Origin of the sequence: Ferdinandcohnia sp. FSL W7-1320, assembly GCF_038050315.1 — a bacterium.
Lineage (GTDB): Bacteria > Bacillota > Bacilli > Bacillales > Bacillaceae_L > Ferdinandcohnia > Ferdinandcohnia aciditolerans.
Window position 1 is genome coordinate 1,136,344 of record NZ_JBBPAM010000001.1, and the last position, 22,021, is coordinate 1,158,364.

Genomic DNA, 22,021 nt, shown 5'->3' on the forward strand with positions numbered 1-22,021 from the left:
GACAAATAAGAATCAACAGTTTACCTTAATGAACCCACTTTCTATATACTTAAATCAGTCTATGGAAAGTGAGGAATTAACAGGAGTGGAAAGGCTAATGATTTATAACGAGGTTCATAGGCTTCGCGGTGAGGGATTTTCAAATAGCGCGATAGCTAGGAAATTAAAGATTTCTAGGAATAGAGTGATAGAATACGGGAGGATGAGTCCAGAAGAGTTTTACTCGTTTGCAATGTCACTACAGAATAGAAGTAAAAAGCTAGATCCCTTTCGGGATGAAATACTTGAATGGTTAAAGGACCATCCTGACTTATCAGGAGCGCAAGTATTGGACTGGTTGGGAGAGAAATTAAACGTAAGTTCCGTTACAGAAGGAACGGTAAGGAATTATGTTAATGAGCTACGTGAAGTTTATCATATCCCCAAAATAATCTCAGAAAGAAATTATAGTACAGTACCTGAACTTCCAATGGGGCAACAGTTACAAGTAGATTTTGGTCAAATAAGGGTCCCAACAACGAATGGAGCATTCAAGAGACTCTACTTTATTGGATTCGTTCTGGCCCATTCAAGATACAAATATGTAGAATGGCTCGACCGACCATTTCGAGCATCAGATCTTATTAGAATGCATGAAAATGCCTTCCGTTTTTATGGGGGCATGTCGATTGAAATAGTCTACGATCAAGATCGTTTACTGGCTGTCAGCGAAAACGCAGGAGACCTTATTATGACAGTTGAATTCACTAAGTATCAACAGACAAGAAGGTTTAAGGTCTACCTTTGCAGAAAATCTGATCCAGAGTCCAAAGGAAAAATAGAGCAGGTAGTAAAGTATGTAAAAAATAATTTTGCGAAGAACCGTACATTCGATAATCTACTAGATTGGCAGGAATCTTGTTTGAGTTGGTTAAAGAGAACGGGGAATTATAAAGTACATCATAATACGAAAAAGAGACCAGTAGAGGTGTTCGCCCTGGAAAAGCCACACCTACAACGGGTCTCTGGTACTTACATTTTTGAAGATATCTTCGACTCTAGTATAACAAGAACTATTAACAAAGACAATGTTATCCGGTTTGATGGTAATCGGTACAGCGTACCTCGCGGTACTTACCGAAAAGGAGCTCCAAAAATTGCTTATGTGGAAACAGACACTGAGTATCTATACATACGCCTCCAGCAAAACGGACAGCTTTTAGCCAAACATAAAATCGCCAAAGGAAGTGGTGCAGTCATTTCAGACCCTTCCCATCGGCAACGTGAACACTCTAAACGTGACTTATTAATACAGCAAATTAAAGAAATGTTAAACGATAAAGAAGCAGCAAATTGGCTTATTGAAATTCTCTCTAAACAATATCCACGTCATTTAATAGATCAGCTTAAAGTTGTACAATCCGTCATCTTGAAATATCCAGCTTTCATTGACGAGGCACTTAATGAAATGAGACGTATACGGTTGACTAGTGCAAATGATCTTCGCGATATTGCCATCTCATTAGAAATACAGAGTCGAAAGAAACACAAAGAAACTGGAACCCTGAATGAGAAATATAAGGATATAGTTGCCCCCGAACGCAGGGAAGATATTTATTTAAGTGTCCTTCAGGGAGGAGCAAAACGATGAGCCAACCTTACGAATTATTACAGGAAAAATGCCGAACCTTACGTCTGGCTGAGACAGCCAAGGAGTTACCCTCACTTCTTAGAGAAGCAGAAGCAAAGGGCTGGACATATCATGAATTCATCCATGAGTTTCTTAGTCATGAAATGCGTTGTAGGGAAAGGAAAAACAGTGAAAGACTAATGAAATGGGCAGAGTTTCCAGAATCTTTGACATTTGAGAATTTTCGCATTGAAGAACAGACAGCGATTGGAGAAAAACAACTAAATATATTAAAACAATTATCATGGGTGGATGAGTATTTCACCTTAATTATGATGGGACCAACGGGTGTCGGAAAGACTCATCTGTCCACTGCCTTGGGTATTCACGCTATTGAGCGTGGATACCAGGTTTCATTTATATCAATGGATCGTTTGATTTATGTATTGAAAACAAGAGAGTATATCAGTAAATCTAAGACAAGGTACAACCGTATCACCAAATCTGATCTGATTATCATCGATGATGTCATGTATATGGCATATGAACCACAGGATGCCCATTTATTCTTCCAGTTTATTTATGAGATGTATGACAAATCTGCATTTATCCTTACATCTAATAAAGGCCCCGGAGAATGGGGAAAGTTTCTTGGTGATACGACACTTACCACAGCAATATTGGATCGACTTTTACATCGGAGTGAAATTTTAACCTTCAGCGAAGAACAAGACAGCATAAGAATGAAATACAGAAAAGCACTATTTAATAATCAAGGTGTTGAATCTTAAATGATGAAAACTGTTTAATCTTATTTATTAAAAACTGTTGATTTCTACTTGACGGTTACAGGTGGAGGACTTTATAAATCAACTGCTAGCCTTAATGGAATTAAATCAGGAGCGTTTGACTTAGTTAAAGTACTTGAAAAGTTAACTCTAAGAAATGACCTTATGTACACTACTATGTTAACCTGGTCAGAAGTATTGCCAACTAGAGGGTTATTAAGAGCTAAAAAAGCATGGTGTCCTATATGCCTTGAAGAGTGGAAAACAAATGAGGAACCTATTTATGAACCACTACTTTGGTTTATTAAAGAAGTGAAAGTATGTGCTAAACATAAAATCAAATTGGAAACCAGCTGCCCATCTTGTAGAAATGAAATTCCAATCATAAGTAGAAATACTCGACATGGTTATTGCACGGATTGTGGACATTGGTTAGGTAAGGAAAATAATTATTTTACGAAACTAGATGAAGAAGGATATTACTTGGATTTATGGAAAGCAAATGTCATTGGTGAACTTTTAGAAAATATGCCATCAATAAAAACATTTCCTGATAGAAGTCGTATAAAAAATGCTTTGAAAATTGCAGTAGAGGAATGCACTGCTGGAGTGGCAAATAAATTTGCAGAAATGGCGAATATACCTAAAAGTACATTCAAAAGTTATTTTGTTAATAACCTTCCGTCTATATCAAGATTATTAATAATTTCTTTTTGTTCAGGAGTTACTTTAAATCAATTCTTAATAACCCAGTTATCAAAAATTACTTTTACTGTACGATTAATCCACTTTAAAAGTGATGTTGAACATATTGGTAATAACCGATTTCCTGATGGATATATAGAAAAGCAATTATTAAATTGGGCTAATAGTCTTATTTATCCTCCACCATCTTTAAGGGAGATTGCATTACTAATAGGCTGTGATAGAAGACTACTTTATAAAAATTCGCCAGAATTAAGTAAAATTATTTCACAAAAATACCTTGATTATATTAGTGAGCGTTCAAAGGAGCGAATTGAGAATGCAAAAAAGAGAGTTGTTGAAGCTGTGAATACCTTGAACAGTAAAGGCATTTATCCTAGCAGGAGAAAAGTAGAGGATTTTTTAGAAATGCCAGGTGTAATTAAAGAAGAAGCTGTGAGAATTACTTGGTTTGAGGAACTTAAAAAAATAAATCAAGAGATTAAACAAAGTTAGTCTACGGACTTAATATTACAAATAAATAAAAACAACATATATAGTAGGATTTTGTTTCTTTTTATCGAATACAAAAGGTATTAATAGTTTTAATATTATGTTTATACAACAAGAATTACTTACATTCCTTTCAAACTAAAAGCTTTTTGATAAATTGGAGGGTGAGTATAAATGTTATCTGAAATAGAGTTTCTAAGTTGGTGTGAGAAGAATAAAATTTCGAAAAGCACCCATGATTATATTAATAATAACATCCGACACACACAACCTGTACGTTCTGTAGGAAACGGAAAGAGTACCCAAGGAAAATATCCCTCAAAAAAAATGGGTGTGCATATTCAATGGGAAAGTAGAAGTGTTGAGGGGCCGGCTGTATTAATGATGGAGCATGATGATGATGTTTTAGAATATTATGATCAACCTAACAAGATTAAATTAAATTATGTAAATAATAATGGAAAAAAAGGAGGAACACTTTATACACCTGATTTTTTTGTTATAAGAGAAAATAGTGCTGGTTGGGTTGAGTGGAAAAATGAAGATGATTTAATAGATCTTTCTAAAAGCCAGCCATGGAAATATTCCAAAGATGAAAATGGTGTGTGGAGATGTCCTCCAGGAGAACAATTTGCTGAAAAATTTGGACTTGAGTTTAAGGTCTGTACGGATAATTTAATAAATCGGGAATTACATAGAAACTTTGTGTTCTTAGATGATTACTTTCGAAAAGGTAAAGCCTTAAAGACAGATGTAGGCAAATTAGATTCCATAAAACAAAAAATCTTTCAAGAACCTGGACTTACACTTAAACAACTAATTGAGCATTCAATTGACTCTGATTATTGTTCAGATGATATTTATATTTCTCTTATTAATAATGATATTTATGTAGATTTAAGAGAAACAGTATTAGCTGAACCAGATAAAGTAAAAGTATTTTTGCATAAAGAACATGCAGAAATGTACAGAAATTTAATTAAATGTGTGAGCGATTTACCTACCTCGACAAAAATTTCTTTTGAGGTTGGGGCGAATATTTCTTGGGATAATCATATTTGGAAGATCCTAAATATAGGTAATAATACTGTTTCTCTTATGTCAAATGGTAAGTACAATGAGGTGTCGAGGGAGATTTTTGACCACCTTATAAGGGAAGGTAAGATTATAGGTGAAATAATAGAAGAAAAAAAGGAATTAGAAGATCCGATAATGGATTTTATAACAGAGGCAAGCGAAGAAGACTATAAAGTAGCAAACTATAGATTAAAACACGTTCTTATATATATTGAAAAGGGCTCTAAGGAATTCAAAACAAAAAAAGAACCAAACCTTAGGAAAGTTCGTGACTGGACAAGGAAATATAGAAAAGCTGAAAGTCTTTTTGGACATGGATATGTTGGTTTACTTCCAAAAGACAAGGATAAAGGAAATAGAAAAGATAGATTTAGTCCTGATGTTACTAAATTAATGAATGATTATATAGAAGAAAAGTATGAAACAAAAGTTCAAAAAAGTAGGATATCAGTGTATGGAGATTTTAAAAATGAATGCGAAAAAAAGGGATATATTGCACCTAGTTTTACAACCTTTTGTGAATACATTAAGGAACGTCCAGTAGAGGAACAAACAAAAAAAATGAAAGGTTCAAGGGCTGCGTATCAAAAAGAGACTTTTTACATGGAACTTGATAGAACAACGCCGAGACATGGAGATTTTCCTTTTAATATATGTCATTTTGATCATACCGAATTGGATATTGAGCTTGTATGCCCAAAAACAGGTAAAAATCTTGGGAGGCCATATTTATCATTATTAGTCGATGCTTTTTCAAGAAGGGTTTTGGCATTTTACTTATCCTTTGAGCAACCAAGTTATAGAACAGTCTTAATGGTTTTCAGAGAATGTGTGAGACGCTTTAATCGGTTACCTCAGCAAATAGTAGTGGATAACGGAAAAGAATTTCATAGTGTTTATTTTGAAACCTTATTAGCCATGTATGAAAAAGAGCCTGTTTGGAGGCCATCAGCCAAACCACGTCATGGTTCAGTTTTGGAAAGACTATTTGATACTACAAATAGCAGTTTTATCCATAATTTAGAAGGCAATACCAAGATTATGAAGAATGTAAGAGAGGTTACTAAAAGTGTTAATCCTAAAAATCTAGCATTATGGTCCCTATTGGAGTTATCAACTGCTTTAGAAACCTTTTTCTATGAGCTATATGATACCATTGAGCATCCAGCGTTGCATCAATCACCCATGGATGCCTTTAAACAGGGATTATTGTACTCAGGCGAAAGAAAAGACTTTTATATTCCTTATGATAAGGTTTTTGAAATATTGACACTCCCTTCAACTAATAAAGGAGAGGCAACAATTCAACAGAGTGGAGTAAAAATAAACTATATTTACTATTGGAATGATGACTTTAAGAGCTTACATTCAAAAAAATTGAAAGTTAAAGTAAGGTTTGATCCTTTTAATATAGGTGTAGCTTATGCCTATATTAATAAAAGGTGGGTAAAATGTATTTCTGAGTACTATTCCGCATTAAAAAACATAACCGAGAAAGAACTAAAGTTTATTACCTCAGAAATCAAGAAGAACAAACAAAATCATTCAAGAAATTACACCATTAATGCACAAAGAATATCATCATTTATTAAAAAACTAGAAGATAATGCACAATATCAGCTATTGAAATCTAGAGCTGATGAAAACAGAAATGTTATTCACTTTAAAAATACAGGTTCGATTTCCCAAGATAATTTGGACGAACCCCCTCATTTTATAGATAAACAGAGTTTTGAAAGAAAGATGGAAGTCATTTTCAATCAACAAGACCTTGAGGTATATGGAGAGTTTTAATATGGACAAAAGTAAAAAGAACCCAAAAAAAAATCAAATAATTCAAGAGAAAAAGAATGAGTTTTTAAAACGTACTATTAATCACCCAATACTTCATAATGTATTTATTGATCTAATGGACGAAATAGAAGAATCAAAAGCTGGTAGAGTGTTACAAGTGTTTGGACCAACTGGAGTAGGTAAGTCAACATTATGTAGAAGAGTTAAAAATGAAATATTAATAAATAATCAAATAGAAATTGAAAACGATAAAGGTATAATTCCAGTGGTTTATCTGGAATTACCTTCTCCAGATAACGGGAAATTTAACTGGAAGGATTTTTATCGAAGGCTATTAAAAGAGATGCGAGAACCGCTTATCGATTATAAAAAAACAAATGATTACGGAGTAAAAAAGAATATCCCTAACCATTTACCTTCGACAGCTCCTGAATTAAGAGAATCTCTTGAAAATGCCATTATTCATAGGAAAACTAAAATAGTCTTATTAGACGAAGCTCAACACTTACTTAAAATTGCAGGGGGAAGAGCAATAATAGATCAGATGGATGCAATCAAGTCGATTGCAAATCTAACAGGAGCCATTTTTGTTATATTTGGAACCTATGATTTAATGGATTTTTTTGACTTAAACGGGCAATTAGGAAGAAGAACCGATGAATTCCATTTTAGGAGATACAATTTTAAAAATGAAAAGGATATTCAAGTATTTAGAAGTGTTTTAAATACATTACAGACTCATTTACCACTTACAGGGGATACAGATCTAATAAAGTATTATGAATTTTTATATGAAAGATCAGTTGGTTGTATTGGTATTCTCAAAGATTGGATTGACGTTTGTTTAGGTGAAGCATTAAAGAGTGATAAAAAAATAATTTCTTACGAAATGCTGAAAAAGCATGCGCCAACTCCTTCTAAGGCTCTTAAAGTGGCTGAAGAGGCAATAGATGGGGAACATAAAATTGAAGAACGTGAGAAGAAAAGGGCTGAGCTCCAAAGTCTTTTGGGATTAAGTCATACTTATGAAGAAAAAGTGGAATATACAGATAGTAAGAAGAGATCCGTGAAAGATGTTGGAAAACGAAATCCAACTAGAGATGAAATAGGTATTGCAGAGAGTGGTACCTAAAATCGTAATTAAAAAGTGAGGGGGATTTATGCAAAATGAAATTTATGAAACATTAGAAATAACACCAACAGAATTAACAGATAGAAGTGATTGTTTTGCTCTGAACCCGATGGGAGTGGGAACACCATTTGTGGAAAATTTGACAAGTTACATTAACCGCCTTGCTAGAGCACATAATATAAGGTCAAGTGATTTTCTACGATATAAAGTCTCCGAATTCTTAAAGAGTGCCTATTTAATTTCTGAGCTTAATAATGGAGGCCTAAACAATAAATGTAGATATATAAATAGTGATAGTTCAGTGGCAAAGGAATTTGTTGGAGCAATTGAATATTTAGTCGGTAAGGATAATCTCTTATATCTAACATTATTACCATTTTCGAGTAGTTATTATATTTCAACTAAGGGAATAATTAAACAACAACGAGAATGGTGTCCTTTATGCTATAGGGAACAAGAGAAAAAATATGAAACTACTTTCGACTTATTATTGTGGACAATAGTAGGGGTTAAGGTTTGTTTACTTCATAAAACAAAATTAATGAGTAATTGTGGAAATTGTGGTACTAAATTTAGAGTTATAATGAAAGATAGTACAACAAATTTGTGTCACAATTGTGGCATGAAATTAGACCAATATGTTGATAGAAATCCTTGTACCGAATGGGAAGTCTATTATGCTGAAAAAATGGGTGAATTAATATCCTCAATGATAGGATTAAGTAGAAATAAAGAGATATTTTTAGAAAACTTAAAAAAGGTAGTTAGTCATTATAAATATTATACTGCAGCTGCAAAAGCTACCTCTATTTCAGAAACAACATTAAGATCGTGGATAATACAAAAACAGATTCCAAATATAATTTATTTACTAAGGTTTTGTTTTGCTACAAATATTAATCCTATTAATCTATTAAACAATGAATTAGATATGTCTAAATTTAATCCCAGACAGCAATTACCTGAATTTAATGAGAAGTTGGTAATGAAAAGAGGAGAAAATGAAAAGTACAAAGAGTTATTGACAACTATAATAAAAGAAGATGCTTTTCCTCCACCTTCATTGTCGGAGGTAGAAAGAAGGCTAAATAATCGGGGACTGAGAAGAAATTTCCCTGATTTATGTAAAAAAATTGTAGATAGGCATAAATTATATCTTAAGAATAAAAAGAATGAAAATGATAGGCTCAAGTATAATGAAATATATAAAATAGGAAAAGAATTGTACGAATTAGGGATATATCCGAGTTGGCAAAGTATTGCTGAAAAGTCTGAAAAATTTTCACTAAATAGTTTTAAGAGTTCTACAGCTTATAAAGCAAGAGAGGACCTTTTTAATGATTTTAATATTAGTAAGAGTATTAATCAATATGTTCCTGTTCCCAACTTGATAAACCTTAAGCATGAAAAGTGAGTGCTTAATATGTAATTGATTATAATCAGTTAGAAAATTAATTGAAAAATATCATGTTAAATATAGTTATTTTTAATAAAATGCGCGTTTAACCAAAAAACTGTTAGAAGTTTATATATATAGCATAAGAATGTTAAAAGTTATTATTTAATTGATATTTCTCATGCATGCCAAGTAAATATTATGTGGATCTAAAATGTGTTGTTTCTTGAACGTTGATATCATCGTGTTTTGTTAAGTGACATTTATATGATTAAAAGTGTTACAAGTTAATGCCTTAAGTAACATACGAAATTGACACGGACTCACCGATATGGTGAGTCCGTTTTACATTTTCAAAAAAGTATTCTTCAAACATAATTTTCTTTCGTAATAATTCTGGCTCTATAATATTTGTTGGGGTTTAAACAAAATTTTGTGTGCATAAAAAAACACGCAAACTCCTCATTCTTTTATACTTGAATTGTCGAGAAACAAGTCTAAAGAATGGAGTTGCGTGTATATGGATTTTACCATGATTATTCCTGGATTAAAAGGGTCTATCCTAACCAATGTTGAAGAAGTGGGCGAAGTTATCCGCCTGTACGTTGAAATGGAGCGAAAAGTACATCGGTGCCCTAAATGTAATCAAAGGACGAGTAAAATTCATGACTATCGTATGCAAAAAATTCAACACTTAAAGTGGTTTGAAAGAAAAACCCAAATCTTTTATAAGCGTAGACGATATGTCTGTGAATGTGGGAAACGTTTTTCAGAGAAAAATCCTTTTGTCATGCGTTATCAACGTACCTCAATAGAATGGAATCAAGCTATATCAATTAAAGCGATTAAAGGAAAAACATTTAAGGAAACAGCTGAAATCTACGGGTGTTCATCTTCAACCATTATACGTCGATTCGATCAAATTTCACGAAGTGAAATTCGTCCAGTGGAAGAATTACCTACAGTTATAGCTATTGATGAATACAAGGGTGATACCCGCGAAGGGAAATACCAGTTAATCATTGCGAATGGGATAACAAAAGAACCGATTGATATTCTACCAAATCGTTATAAACGTACGATAAAAGACTACTTAAGAAAGCACGGATCTAGAGTGCAAATAGTCATAATGGATATGAATCATTCCTTTAAAGCAGCCGTTCAAGAGGCATTGGGTAAACCTGTTATTGTAGCTGATAGATTTCATTTTTGTCGTTACATCTATTGGGGGCTTGATGGAGTAAGACGTCGAGTACAAAACCAATTTCATGGCTACGACCGTAAAAAGTGTAAACGTATGAAACATGTCTTTCATAAAGACTGCCAACGCTTAACTAAGGATGAGAAATGGCATTTAAATCGTTACTTGGAGATGTCGAATGAACTCAAACAAGCATATGAAATTAAAGAGGCATATCGTACTTGGTTTTTACGTGCCAAAGAAAACGGAAAAAACAGTATCAGTTTGGTTAAAAAGGAATTGGAAGAACTATATAAGTTAATTGAGGATTCAAAGATACCTGAAATGATTAAAGCAATAAAGACCATACAAAATTGGCAAGTTGAAGTATTAAATAGCTTTGCCTATGAATATTCAAATGGGTTTTTAGAGGGAATTAATAATTCAACCAAAGTTCTAAAGAGAAATGCTTATGGATTTAGAGTTTTTGAACGCTTTAGGGCGAAGATTTTATTAACACACAAGTATAAAAGAATTGGGGTACATATTGGTTAACCGAGTTGGTGTGATTCTCCTCTATAAAAAATGATGAATGGTACCATCCATCATTTTTTATAGAGGCCACCAAGCGTAGCGCGGTAGCCTAAAACCCCAACATTTGATTTAGAACCATAATTCTGGACTGTACTTTCCGTTTCGAGTAATTTAAGGAATCTACCTCAACTCCTTCTCGATTTATGAAAGCGCTCTATATTTATATTGACAGCTTGGCATGAGTGGGCTAATATTCAGGTAAATATTCTTTATTTTTGGAATATTATTTATATTAGGGGTATAAATAATAGACGAGAGGGGACTTAGAGGAATTTGAGAACAAACACCATAGCCGAGGCCGTCCGTCGTACGGCCACACGGATCCCGCATAGTATTGCTATTGTGTTCAACGATAGGGAGTGGAGTTACCGAGAACTCGACATGGCAGTCACACGAATTGCGCGAAAACTGCGTGAACAAGGGGTGGAAAAGGGAGACAGAGTTGCCTCCTACGGTAAAAACTCCGACCTGTATGTTTTACTGTTTCTGGCCACGTCACGTATTGGAGCTATTCACGTTCCGGTGAACTTTCAGCTCCGAGCCGGTGAGCTCGACTACATTCTTGGCGATTCCGACCCATCGCTCATAATCGCTGACCGAGACCTTACCAATGCAATCTCCCAGACTAGGTCGAACAGCCATCGGCAGGTACTAAGATTCGAGGACGAGCTCCTGGAGTGGACCTTCAGTAATGATAACCGTCCTGTGGAAGATGAAGAGTTCGATGTCGAGGATACAGATGTTGCACAGTTACTCTACACCTCAGGCACCACGTCTGACCCAAAAGGTGCAATCATGACGCATCGTGCTCTGATGCACCATTACATGAGCTGTATCCACGGTCTGGACATCAAGGAATCAGATCGTGCGCTCCATTGCCTGCCTCTTTACCATTCCGCGCAGATGCATGTGTTTATGCTGCCGGCATTGTTAGTAGGTGGCTGGAACAAGGTGCTACCTGCTCCGGAGGCTGGTACCGTGCTTGAAACCATGGAACGAGATGAAATCACATCATTCTTCGCCGCTCCAACTGTTTGGGTTTCAATCGCTAATCACTCTGATTTGACAACCCGGGACCTTGGGAATCTTCAGAAGGCCTATTATGGGGCATCAATCATGCCTGGACCAATACTCGAACGACTGCAGAAGTGTCTACCTAAGCTCGGTTTCTACAATGTGTATGGCCAGTCAGAGATGGGTCCTGCTTGTACAGTCTTGCGTCCTGAGGAGCATCCGGATCATCCTGGTTCCGCAGGAAGACCAATGCTCTTCGTCGAGGCTCGGGTTGTGGACACCGAAGGTAATAGTGTTCCTCCTGGCGAACTTGGCGAAATTGTATACCGTTCACCACAGCTTTGTCTAGGATACTGGAACAAAAGTGAAGCAACGGCAAAGGCGTTCGCTGGTGGTTGGTTCCACTCTGGAGATCTCGTGAAGCAGGACGAGAACGGATACATCGAGGTGATTGATCGGGTGAAGGATGTCATTAACACTGGTGGTGTTCTAGTGGCCTCCCGCCAGATAGAGGACTGCATTTACGAATTACCTCAGGTCGCTGAAGTCGCAGTTGTTGGTGTGCCGGATGAAAAGTGGATTGAGGCAGTCACTGCCTTCGTTGTCATCAAAACTCCAGTGTCTGAGGAGGAGATCCTCCAGCATGTCAGGAACAATTTAGCCAGCTTCAAGGTACCAAAGAGAATCGAGTTTGTGAACGAATTGCCAAGAAATGCTAGCGGCAAAATCCTCAAACGGCAGCTGCGTGATGTTGGAAGTTCAAAGAGCGCTAAGTGAGTCTGTCTACTTTTTTTCCGAAATAAGGATAAATGGTCGCATAAATGTAAATTAAATCAAAAAAGCTATAGACATCAGGTCTATAGCTTTTTCTAATGTTCCTATATCTTTAATTGTTAGCCCCATAACTAATTAGGTTAGCAAAGATACGATATCCTCCAGGTACCTGAGCACCGATTTGGCGATAGAACACGAGGTTAGTGTAAAGGTAAGTCCCTTCACCGTATTCAGCCATTAGGATTCCACTTGTGAATGGGTCCTCACCTGGGTCTGCCATTGAAACGAATGTTTCATACTGTTCAGCCCATTCCATTGGGAAGTAAAGTCCTCTTTCTTGTACCCAGTTGTCCCAGTCTTTGCTAGTAATCTTGTTAGGGAAATTAAAGAGATCATGCTCTGGCTGAAGTACATTAACCTCTGCATTTTCATCCGTTACGCGCCAGCGAATGGATGGTGTACCAATTTTTAAATGATATGGCGGTGTTAGATTAGCATCCCATGGATCTGCTGCAGTCACATATTGCATGACTAAATGTCCACCATTTTCCACATATTCAAGCAATCTTTCATTATTTGCTAGTAGATCCTCTCTACCAAGAGTTGCGCGAATCCCCGTAACGATTGTATCGTATTGAGATAGATCTCCAGTGGCTAAATCTTCTGGAGTTAGCTTTGTAATATCAAACCCTGCATTTATGAAAGAATCAGCAATTGTGTCAAATCCGCTATCGATGTAGCCAACTTTAAGGTTATCTGGTTTTAATAATTCAAAAGCAACACCGTTAATGTCGGCAGGATACATGAAGTAAGAATCATTAATATGCTCATATTTAATTTCTTGTACAGTCGTGTTGAAAGACTTTCCATCTGCTTCTGCGATTGCTGCAATTGTAAAATTACCCTCTTCGACAGTTGAAGGTGGCGCTAATGTGAATGATACTACTTTTTCCTCGAATCTTTCTGTGAAGTTTACCTCTCCTACAGCGGGTTCACTCGTCCAGCCTTCTGGAAGGTCTAGGGAAACCTTTGCAGTTTTAGAACCATCGGCATAGTTTTTCACCTTAACTGAGACTGGAATTTCATCTTGAACATTAGCTGTATTTACCGTAATGTTTACTGGATCCGGTGTAACGCTTAATTCAGGAAGAACACTTACTGTATTATCTAAATCGATAACGGAAGTCGTTTCAACACCGTTTTCTTTAAAAGTTAACTGTGCTTGGATCGATGCATGATCATATGGTTGAAAATACTCAGCATCAGCTGGAACAGTTACATTGAAACTTACAGTCTTTGATTCACCTGGCTTTAAGTGCTTTAACTGAATTGCACTTTCATGCTTCCAGTTTTCAGGAGTAAGTAAAGCCGCTTCAATATGGTGAATTTTTTGCTTACCGTTATTTGTAACAGTAACCTCTACTTGAGTTTGTTCACCTTGTGTCAACACGTAAGAACCAATTTCAGTATCAACAGCTAAGTTAGAAGATATTAAGCTTACTTGTTGAAGCTGTTCTTCTTTTAGCCCAAGCTTATGAAGAAGGTCGTTTTTCATTGCATCTTCCAGCTTACCAGATTTTGTAGTTGAGATTAATTTTTGAACTGAGCGTAAAGCTTTTTGAGACTCAGGTAAAATTGCCTCGCGATTTGGGTAAAGCTCAATAATCTTTTCTAGATTATTTTGTAATGAATCAAGTTGTTCACTGATATTTTTAGCAGGAACAATATCTGCCCAAGCATGGAAATCATAAGGAACACCTGCAAAAAGTTCTGTGGATTCTGCTCCTACTGCTGTTTTCTCTAATTTCAGATGTTGTTGCTTTGGTTCAACTGGAATATCGCGTCCCATTCCTTGGCTCTTATGTAGATATCTTGAAGCTTCACCAAGTTGTGGATAGCTCATTCCATAGATTGGATCATAGTCACCAATTTCAATCGATGTGGTAGCTTCTTCCTTTGAAACTGGTAAGTAAAGCTTTTTAATTTGCCAAGGCTCCAACCCATTTTCTAATTGCTCTGGAAATACAGAAGGATCAGCAGCATCTTCAAATGCTTTAACTGATAGAATATTGATCAATCTGTGATGTCCGTGTTGGCTATCAACGTTTAGGAAGGAAGGCATGACAATATCAGGTTGATAGGTTCTAATAAATTTGATAAGGCGCTCATAAGTTACTTCTTCACCCCATTTTTCAAGCGTTTCATCTGGTGACTTGGAAAAACCGAAATCATAAATCGCATCAGAGGTTGTTTCACTTAAGTGATAGGCTTTTACACCGTTTACCTTTGCGGCTTCTATCATTTCATTTGAACGAATAATTCCAAGCGCATTTCCTAGTTCGTTTCCAATCGCGTTTTGACCGCCTTCACCGCGGTTAGCAATCAGACTTGCTGTTTTAACACCTAGCCCGCGGGATAAATAGGCTAAAAAATCACTACGTTCATCATCTGGGTGTGCACCTGTGTTTAAGAAAGTGACAGTGGTATCTAGAGGCTTAACTGCATTCCAAAGTTCAACATCGGCTTCACTTTGTTCTTGTGCTAGGCTGAGTGGTGGGAATAATGAAGCAAGTAAAAGAATGGACATCAACACATAGAGACATTTCTTCATTTTGTAACCCCTTTCAAATTTGGATAAAAAAATCTACAAAACTCTCCTTTCTTAGGATTTTTAGTTAGTAATTGTAACTAACTAACTAATGATCATTCCTTCAATTCGAATTATATATCCTTTCTGAATATTGTAAATATTACCAAATAACTATTTGCTGTTTCTTTGTAGGTATAACGTAGGGGGTATATAGTTATAAGACAAACTGTTGATATAATAGTGAAAATAAGCTTTACCAGTCTACTTATTAAATTTTGAAAATTTAGTATTGTAAACGATATCAAATTGTTATATAGTGTAGTTGAATTAGTTAAACTTACTAACTAACTATATGAAATAAGGCCGTGATGTTATGAATAAACTACCATCCCATCTTCGTGTACGAACGAATAATAAAAAAATGGTCCTGCAATGTATTCGATATTATCAACCAATTTCAAGGGCAGAAATATCTGAAAAACTAAATATTAGTAAACCGACTGTTTCCTTACTGGTTGATGAACTAGTACGAGAGAATTGGATTTGTGAAAAGGGAAATGGTGAATCCTCTTCACAAGGAGGAAGAAGGCCTATTCATCTATATTTTAATGAAAATGCTGCTTATGTAATTGGAACAGACATTGGAGGAACAAAGGTAAGAATTATTATTTCCGATCTGAACGGAAAGATGCTATGTTCAACAAGCTTTAGCACAAGTAAGTATTTAGAAAGTGGCTTAATCAAACAAATACATAAAGAGGTACAAGAGTTGATACAAAGTAGCAGGCTTGACCCAACAAAGATATTAGGAATGGGAATAGGCGTACCAGGCATTACGGAAACAGCATCAGGCGTTGTTGTGGAAGCACCAAGTTTAAATTGGGTTCGTTATCCGATTTTGATGGAGGCGGAGCAATACTTTTCTTTCCCAGTCTTCGTTGATAATGATGTGAATGTAGCAGTTCTTGGAGAACAATGGTTAGGAAATGCGAAGAATAAGGAAAATGTTTTATTTATTGCCGTCGGGACTGGAATTGGAAGTGGCATTATTATTCAAAATCAGTTATATCGTGGCTTCTCAAATGCGGCTGGGGAATTCGGATATATCGTCACCGATAAGAACGATATAAAAAATGAATTTAAACCCACTTTTCACCGGTATGGTTATCTTGAAAGTGTTGCTGGAGGGAAAGCAATCGGAGAAAAAGTAACAAAGCTGATCTTGCAACACGAGGATCACCCTATGTATAAAGAGGCACTGAAATCCGAAATTACAGGAGAGCAGGCTTTTTTACTGGCAAAAGCAGGTGATGAGATTGCCCAAACAGTGGTAGATGAAGCGATTGAACATCTTGCATATGGAATTATCAATGCAGCCACTCTATTAAATCCAGAAATAATCATATTAGATGGCGGGGTCATGAAGTCATCCGATTATATTCTTCCTAAATTACGACTAATGGTTCAAAGATATCTTCCGAGTTCAGTTGAATTACAATTGTCGCACTTAGGAGATCATGCAGGCGTTCTTGGAGCTATCTCGCTATTCCTCAGAGAACATGAAAGTATCTTAAACTAGCTGGAAAAGCAGAATACACATAACTTATCTGCATAATTTATAACAAGCTCATCTTCTATTTGATTCTTAGTAGGACGATTTGTCCTACTTTTGAATAAATAAAATGATTTAAGGGGGATTCTTATGTTTAAAAAGAAGCATTTTTTAGTTCTTTTGATTGCAGCATTGATGCTCTTTGTATCGGCATGCTCTGGTAGTTCTTCTACTGAGGAAGAGGAGCCAGCTGATGGAAATGACGATGGCAAAACGGAAGAAACAGCTGAAGCAAGTGGTAACCTTGTAATCTACACAGCTCGTGACCAAACAATTGTGGATCAAGTTGTCGAGATGTTCAACGAAAAGTACCCAGATGTCAAGGTTGATGTATTAACAATGGGTGCTCAACAAGTTCTTGAGCGTGTTCGTGGAGAAAAAGCAAATCCACAAGCTGATTTCTGGTGGGGAGGTACGCAATCTGCGTTCATGACAGCAGCAGATGAAGATTTACTTGAATCATTTAAGCCAAGCTTTGATGCTAGCATTCTTCCAGAACATAAGGATGCTGAAGGCCGTTGGTATGGTGAAATGCTTTTACCAGAGGTAATCATGATTAACTCTGACATGCTTTCGAAAGAAGAAGCTCCACAGGATTGGGATGATCTTCTTGATCCAAAATGGAAGGATGAAATTATTATCCGTGGTGTATTAGCATCAGGAACGATGAGAACCATCTACTCTGCAATGATTCATGAGCAAGGTGCTGATAATCCAGATGCTGGGTACGAATGGCTTGCAAAATTAGATGCCAATACAAAAGAATATGCACAAGATCCTACTAATCTATACTTAAAGCTTGCTCGTCAAGAAGGTTCTATTTCCCTTTGGAATCTGCAAGATATTTTAATTCAAAAAAACCAGCACAACCAACCATTTGATTTCGTATATCCAGAAAGTGGTGCACCAATCTTAGTTGATGCTGTTGGTCTTGTGAAAAATGCAAAGAACCTTGAGAATGCAAAATTATTCTATGAGTTCTTGTTTGAACCAGAAACACGTACAACGTTAGCTGAAGATTTATACCAAATTCCAACTCGTACAGATATTGATAAGTCTACGATGCCAGAATGGTATCAAGAGCTTGAACTTAAGTCATTAGATCTTGATTGGTCAGTAATGGCTGAAAAAGAAGCTGAGTGGATGCAACATTGGGATGAAAATATCAAAGGTAAAAATTAATAGGTTTTAACTTTATTCACTGAATAAAGTTAAAGCCTCCGGCGGATGCCACAGATTTTTTAGAGGAAGTTTTCGCAGCGTAAGATCAAAGACTAAAAACGCCACATCCTATGGCAACGTCTTTGTGACCCACGTCCTGTGGGCCTAAAATCTGGGCGCAAATACGCCAAAGCGCATTTGATTAAAAGGGGGTGAAGAGTTATTTTCACCCCTTTTTAAAGTTTAAGGAAGTTTCATTTTTATACAGCGAGGTGTTTGGTTTGAAAAATGTAAGACTTGATCATGTTAGTAAAATGTTTGGTAAAGCAAGAGGGGTAGAAAATGTAAATATCGACGTAAAACCTGGTGAGTTTTTCACATTTTTAGGTCCATCAGGATGTGGGAAGACAACGACATTGAGGATGATAGCGGGATTTTATTTTCCTACAGAGGGAAAAATCCTGTTTGACAATAAAGATGTTACAACCCTCCAGTCAAACAAGCGTAACATTGGTATGGTGTTCCAAAACTACGCCCTATTCCCACATATGACTGTATTTGAAAATATCGCATTCGGTCTTGAAGTACGTAAATTACCAAAGGCCGTTATTAAAGAAAAGGTAGAAAAAGCACAAAAGCTTGTTCACCTTGATCAATATGGAACGCGTAAAATCAATGAGTTATCTGGTGGTCAACAGCAGCGTGTTGCTTTGGCACGTGCACTCGTTATTGAACCGGATATTCTTTTACTCGATGAACCATTGTCAAACTTAGATGCGAAATTGCGTGAGGAAACGAGAATTGAGATTAAGAGATTACAAGTTGAATTAGGTGTCACAACGATTTATGTTACTCATGATCAAACAGAAGCGATGACAATGTCTGATCGCATAATGGTTATGAAAGATGGCGTTGTTCAGCAAATTGGGACTCCTCAAGAAATCTATAATCGTCCTTCTAACCACTTTGTAGCCTCCTTTATTGGTGAATCTAATATTGTTAATGGCGAAGTTGTTGAGATTAATGGCGATGCAGTTAAAGTGAAATTGGAAGAGGATGTTTTCGTAACAGGTTCAATGACTCAATCTGCAAATGGGAAAAAGCTTGTTGCAGGTGAAAAAATCAAATGCTCGATACGACCAGAAGCATTGCATGAAGGACCAGGCGTGAACCAACTAACAGGAACGGTCCAGCTTGTTGAATTTACAGGGGTCAGCATCAATTATCTTGTGAAAATAGGATCGAATTTGATAAAAGTCATGATTATTAATAAAGGTAACAAAATCCTAAGACGCGGTGATTCAATTACCCTTCACGTACCCGAAAATGGAATTTACTTGATTGGTGAATAGGAGGTGAAAGAATGAGTGCGAATCAAAGTACTGTCATGCAAGAGAACTGGTGGGCACGACTAACCCGTTCAAAATATTTTGTGTATGTTTTAATTTCTCCATTGTTTTTAGTGTTATTAGCTTATGTTATTTATCCGTTTTATCAAACGTTTATCCAATCCGTGGTCGGTGAAGAAGGTGCAAATCTCGAAAATTACCAACGCTTCTTTGGTTTAACAAGTACAGCAAACCTAGAGGCGCTTTGGACAAGTATATATATATCGGTAATTAGTGTAATTACTTGTGCCATTGTTGGTGTCACGATGGCATTTTTAATGGAACGTTACGAATTTCCAGGAAGAAAAATTCTCTCTGTCTTAATTCTAGTACCAATGGCGTTACCTCCACTAGTAGGGGTACTGTCATTTACCTTCCTTTATGGGGAAAGTGGAATTATTCCGAGAGCTTTTCAAGCACTATTTAATCTGGAAGAGGTTCCATTTGCCTTAAGAGGTGTCGTTGGGGTAATTGTGGTACACACCTTCACGATGTATACCTATTTTTATTTAACGGCTGCTGCAGCCATCAAAGGGTTAGACCCTTCATTGGAAGAGGCGGCAACAAGCCTTGGCTCTGGAAGGATTCGCATTTGGAGAAAGGTAATTCTGCCAATGCTAACTCCAGCACTCGTGGCATCTTCTTTGCTTGTATTTATGATTTCAATGGCTTCCTATACAGCTCCCTTAATGTTCGGTGTAGAAAGAACCATGACTATGCAAATCTATCTATCTCGTACAAATGGAGATTTAGATATGGCGGCAACGCAATCAACAATCCTTTCCATTGTGTCTATTTCATTCTTAATTTTAATGAGATGGTATCAAGGAAGGCGTAACTTCCAAAACCAAAGCAAAGGGATCAGTGTTCACAGAACTGAATTACGTTCCCCATTTGTAAAATACTTATCAATGTTCCTTTCATTTGTTGGGGTTATAATCTTGATGCTTCCAATTCTTGTTCTTGTACTTATTTCGTTTTCTGTGGACGGGGAATGGACGGTGCAAATTATCCCGACTGCGTACACCCTTCAACACTATATTGATCTATTTACAGATGAGCGAACATGGCGCCCAATTTGGAACAGTTTACAGATGAGTTTTGTTGCAACAGCAGGTAATATCCTGTTTGGTGTGGCAGCTGCCTATGCAATGGTTCGGACTAAATTTAAAGGCAAAGCCTTATTAGATATTCTCATCATGGTTCCTTGGGCATTACCTGGTACGGTTGTAGCGGTTAACTTAATCGCAGCATTTAGTGAACCTAACGTGTTCAGTTTTAACCAAGTGTTAATCGGTACCTTCTGGATTTTACCTTTGGCCTATTTTGTAAGACATTTACCATTGATTTTCCGCTCTACTTCTGCAGCTTTAATGCAAATGGATGAATCGGTAGAAGAAGCAGCGCGAAGTTTAGGGGCCAATTGGTGGTACACATTTAGAAGAGTAGTTGTTCCAATGGCCTTCTCAGGTATTCTTGCCGGTACCTTACTTGCATTAGTTCAGGGGTTAGGTGAATTCGTTGCTTCAATCCTAATTTATAGTACGTCAACGATGCCACTATCAGTTGCGATATTCCAAAAAATGTACGCTTTCCAATTTGGGACTGCGTGTGCATATGGCGTTCTTCAAATCATTTTAATTATTACAGTTCTATTTATTTCACAAAAGATTACGGATGGAAAAGCAGGCTCCGCAATCTAACTTTATTCAGCTGAGAGCCTCTACTTTTAGAAGAGGGGAAGCAGGATGTGACCTAATCAAGGCGTGTTCTAACCAAGGCTGAATAAAGTTTGGCCTCCGGCGGATGCCACGATTTTTCAAAGGAATCTTTCGAGCAGTAAGTTCAAAGACTAATAACGCCACATCCTGTGGCAACGTCTTTATGACCCATATCGTGTGGGCCTAAGAATCTGGCGGCAAATACGCCAAGGCGCATTTGATATAGGAGGAGGAAATTCGTATGAAGGCTAGTGATGTTCACGGAAGAGACTTGAAGGAATTGGATCAGGCTACGTTTGCGGTTGTTCCTCTAGGGAGTTTTGAGTACCATGGGCCGCATTCTCCTTTAGGAACGGATATTATTCTTGCTGATGGATTTGCAGATTTAATTGATGATGAATTAGGCGGAGCTGTTTTTCCAACGGTACCCTACACAGCATGTCCTGGAAAAACATCTAAATATCAAGGGACGATCCCGATTCGGCCAAGTATAATTACCGAATATTTAATTGATATTACGATGGGAATTATCAACCAAGGGATTAAGAAGATTGTTCTTTTAAATGCTCATGATGCCAATATGGGAGTTTCTCGAACAGTCGCAGAATATGTGACAGGAAAACACACGGACGCTAGCTTCTTGTTAATCAATTGGTGGCAGATGGTTGCGATCGATGCAGCTGAAGAAATCGGTTTTGTAGGAACAAAGGGTAGAGGTCATGGTGGCCCATATGAAATGTCTGCGGTCAAAGCATTTCGTCCCGATTTGGTGCGTGTACAAGAAGGGGACACAGAATTTAAAGAGGTGTCCCCACTTTCTTCTATGCCATATGTTCTAGTAGAAGGAACACCGAGAGCTTGGGATGGCTATACAGGTCTCATTCAACAAATCTCCTATGAAAAAGGAAAATTAATTGTAGAAAAGGCAGCGGTAAACATGAATGAGTTAATCAAAAATTGGATCGCTGATGAAGAAACAGAAGGGATTGACTAG

Annotated in this window: 14 protein-coding genes; 13 read left to right on the forward strand and 1 reads right to left on the reverse strand. The window is 36.8% G+C overall.

The annotated features are described in order from the left end of the window. Window positions 1-97: 97 nt before the first annotated feature. The 8 genes from istA to NST91_RS05830 all read left to right on the forward strand — a co-directional run bounded on the left by istA (window position 98) and on the right by NST91_RS05830 (window position 12,558). Window positions 98-1,630: an IS21 family transposase gene (gene istA, locus NST91_RS05795; protein ID WP_341330385.1), complete on the forward strand. Its 1,533-nt coding sequence runs from the start codon at window positions 98-100 to the stop codon at window positions 1,628-1,630. Beyond that, window positions 1,627-2,400, forward strand: a complete 774-nt coding sequence (istB, locus tag NST91_RS05800; RefSeq protein WP_341330386.1) for an IS21-like element helper ATPase IstB — start codon at window positions 1,627-1,629, stop codon at window positions 2,398-2,400. Before istA ends, istB begins: the two co-directional genes overlap by 4 nt. A gap of 48 nt (window positions 2,401-2,448) precedes the next feature. Next, window positions 2,449-3,597 carry a TniQ family protein gene (locus NST91_RS05805; protein ID WP_341330387.1) on the forward strand — a complete coding sequence of 383 codons (1,149 nt, stop codon included), beginning with the start codon at window positions 2,449-2,451 and terminating at the stop codon, window positions 3,595-3,597. A gap of 171 nt (window positions 3,598-3,768) precedes the next feature. Beyond that, window positions 3,769-6,465, forward strand: a complete 2,697-nt coding sequence (locus tag NST91_RS05810; protein ID WP_341330388.1) for a TnsB C-terminal domain-containing protein — start codon at window positions 3,769-3,771, stop codon at window positions 6,463-6,465. A gap of 1 nt (window position 6,466) precedes the next feature. Beyond that, entirely contained in the window at window positions 6,467-7,597 is a 1,131-nt protein-coding gene (locus tag NST91_RS05815) for an ATP-binding protein (protein ID WP_341330389.1), read from the forward strand. A gap of 28 nt (window positions 7,598-7,625) precedes the next feature. Then, window positions 7,626-9,011, forward strand: coding sequence for a TniQ family protein (locus tag NST91_RS05820; protein ID WP_341330390.1), 1,386 nt, complete (start codon window positions 7,626-7,628; stop codon window positions 9,009-9,011). A gap of 496 nt (window positions 9,012-9,507) precedes the next feature. Then, window positions 9,508-10,728 (forward strand): ISL3 family transposase, encoded by a 1,221-nt coding sequence (locus tag NST91_RS05825; protein WP_341330391.1) that lies wholly within the window; start codon window positions 9,508-9,510, stop codon window positions 10,726-10,728. Window positions 10,729-11,040: 312 nt separating this feature from the next. Then, window positions 11,041-12,558: a fatty acyl-CoA synthetase gene (locus NST91_RS05830; protein ID WP_341330392.1), complete on the forward strand. Its 1,518-nt coding sequence runs from the start codon at window positions 11,041-11,043 to the stop codon at window positions 12,556-12,558. A 109-nt stretch (window positions 12,559-12,667) separates the two neighbouring features. Here NST91_RS05830 and NST91_RS05835 read toward each other — a convergent pair whose 3' ends face one another. Beyond that, complete coding sequence (locus NST91_RS05835; protein WP_341330393.1) at window positions 12,668-15,166, reverse strand: NEW3 domain-containing protein; 2,499 nt, start codon at window positions 15,164-15,166, stop codon at window positions 12,668-12,670. Between the two features lie 352 nt (window positions 15,167-15,518). On the opposite strand from NST91_RS05835, the gene NST91_RS05840 reads away from it, so the two are divergent. From NST91_RS05840 to NST91_RS05860, 5 genes are all read left to right on the forward strand, one after another. After that, a complete protein-coding gene (locus NST91_RS05840; protein WP_341330394.1) occupies window positions 15,519-16,724 on the forward strand; it encodes an ROK family transcriptional regulator in 1,206 nt (401 codons plus the stop codon). A 123-nt stretch (window positions 16,725-16,847) separates the two neighbouring features. After that, a complete protein-coding gene (locus tag NST91_RS05845) occupies window positions 16,848-17,939 on the forward strand; it encodes an extracellular solute-binding protein (RefSeq protein ID WP_341330395.1) in 1,092 nt (363 codons plus the stop codon). A 260-nt stretch (window positions 17,940-18,199) separates the two neighbouring features. Next, window positions 18,200-19,270 (forward strand): ABC transporter ATP-binding protein, encoded by a 1,071-nt coding sequence (locus tag NST91_RS05850; RefSeq protein WP_341330396.1) that lies wholly within the window; start codon window positions 18,200-18,202, stop codon window positions 19,268-19,270. An 11-nt stretch (window positions 19,271-19,281) separates the two neighbouring features. Continuing rightward, window positions 19,282-21,009: an ABC transporter permease gene (locus tag NST91_RS05855; RefSeq protein WP_445724481.1), complete on the forward strand. Its 1,728-nt coding sequence runs from the start codon at window positions 19,282-19,284 to the stop codon at window positions 21,007-21,009. A gap of 259 nt (window positions 21,010-21,268) precedes the next feature. Then, window positions 21,269-22,021, forward strand: a complete 753-nt coding sequence (locus NST91_RS05860; RefSeq protein ID WP_341330397.1) for a creatininase family protein — start codon at window positions 21,269-21,271, stop codon at window positions 22,019-22,021.